Origin of the sequence: Aquimarina atlantica (assembly GCF_000626715.1) — a bacterium.
GTDB lineage: Bacteria > Bacteroidota > Bacteroidia > Flavobacteriales > Flavobacteriaceae > Aquimarina > Aquimarina atlantica.
On record NZ_AQRA01000029.1, the window covers coordinates 1 to 1,841 of the forward strand.

Consider the following 1,841-nt stretch of genomic DNA (forward strand, 5'->3'; position numbering starts at 1 on the left):
TTAGGAAAATAATTATAAGGTAATAAATATAGCCTAATAAAGTTATTAAATAGAGAATCATAAAGCATTAGTATAAATAAATTTAAAGATATTGAAACTGATTATGATAAAATAAAACCATGAAAAAATGTACTATCGTTCTATTGTTTCTTTTGGCTTCTAATCTAGCCAAAGCTCAATATGAATATATATTAGATAGTAGTTATAATGTTATTATTTGTCCCGGAGGAAATGGAATTGGTAGTATGACAATATCTGCAACATTAGCCGACAACTCTGTGCATACACTGCCTGCTACTCCGATTATTGAATTCTCAGAAAAAATAATTAAAGTATCTGTAAATCAGCATTACATATCTTTTATAAATTGTACTACCCCAAATTGTAATCGTACAACTGAAACTAACATAAATGACAATAATTGCCTAACTCCTATACAATACCCTAGCTGTAGTGGATTTAGCGTTTCTAAAATAGATTTATATAAAATAGAGAGTTTACAAACTCTAAATCCAACTCCCAGAGAAATATGTCCTAGCAAAAATATTATATTGAACGTTTTTTCGTGTACTAATCCATATCCATACGCCATTGAGTATATGTATAGTGGAATTGGATGGACTTCTTTAATTGGAGCCGGAACTCATGGAAGCAATTATACCATAAAATATAGTGATATCCCCAATTTATCCGGAAAACCAAATGTGAGTTTCAGGATTAAATATCATACTGGCGCAGTCTCTAAACCTATCATTTATGAAGTTTTAAACTGCTCGCCCTCATTAAACACTAATATCTCTCCTAATCCAGCACCAATCAATCCTACTTGTAGCTATAACAATGACGGTAACTTTATCGTAACTTTTGATAGAGAATTAGATGACAGTGTTTCAGAAAAAATGAACTTACAGGTGTATCGACAAGTAGGAAGCAGCTTTGATGGTTATGAATCAAAAGTAATAACTAAAAGTGATTTCACGGGTGCTTCCTATACCTGGGATCCTAAAAACCTACCTGGTGGGATCTATAAATTATTCTGGCAAACCAAAAGTAACAATGAAGGTTTTGATGATATCAATACGGTACCTGATGCCTATGATGAAAGTAATCCTTTTACACTAACTGCTCCTCCTGTATTATCGGTTAATGGTACTCCTTCTCCTGTACAATGTTTTGGAGGTAATGATGGGAGTATTACAGTAACTCCAAATGGAGGAACTCCAGGAACTCCACCTCAATACCAATATTCTATCGATAATGGAACTACATGGCAACAACAAACGCTTTTTGATACATTAACTAAAGGAGATTATACTATACTTATCAAAGATAATAATGGCTGTGAGGCTTCTAGCTCAACCATAACTGTTGGTGAACGATTTCCTACAATACCCAATGTTACTGGTGTACCTGGATTAATCACAAGTCCTACCCTTATTAATGGTAATAATGGACGTATCGCAATATCGGTATCCAGCGGGTCTGGTAACTATACAAACTATGCCTGGACCAAAGACGGAAATCCTTTTACACCTCCTTTAGGGTCTACAAATACAAATATCATCAACCTCTATGAAGGGGTTTATACCATCGTAGTAACCGATAGTAATGGATGTAGTTCTGATGTCGAAACATTCACTCTAACCGATCCAGAGCCCATCCAGGTCACTATCAATATGACTCCTAATACCGTTAATTGTTCGGATACCAAAGTCAACCTTATCGCCAGTGCAACAGGGGGATTTTTAAACTCTGGTGGAGATTACACTTATCTATGGGATGATGGAACTACCGAAGCATCTCTTACCAATGTAGGAATAGGAAACTACCAGGTAACTGTC

Annotated in this window: 1 protein-coding gene; it reads left to right on the plus strand. The window is 35.0% G+C overall.

All coding sequences use genetic code 11. The annotated features are described in order from the left end of the window. Nucleotides 1-119 precede the first annotated feature (119 nt). The coding region (locus ATO12_RS24440; protein WP_034247711.1) for a SprB repeat-containing protein at nt 120-1,841 on the plus strand (1,722 nt) is incomplete at its 3' end.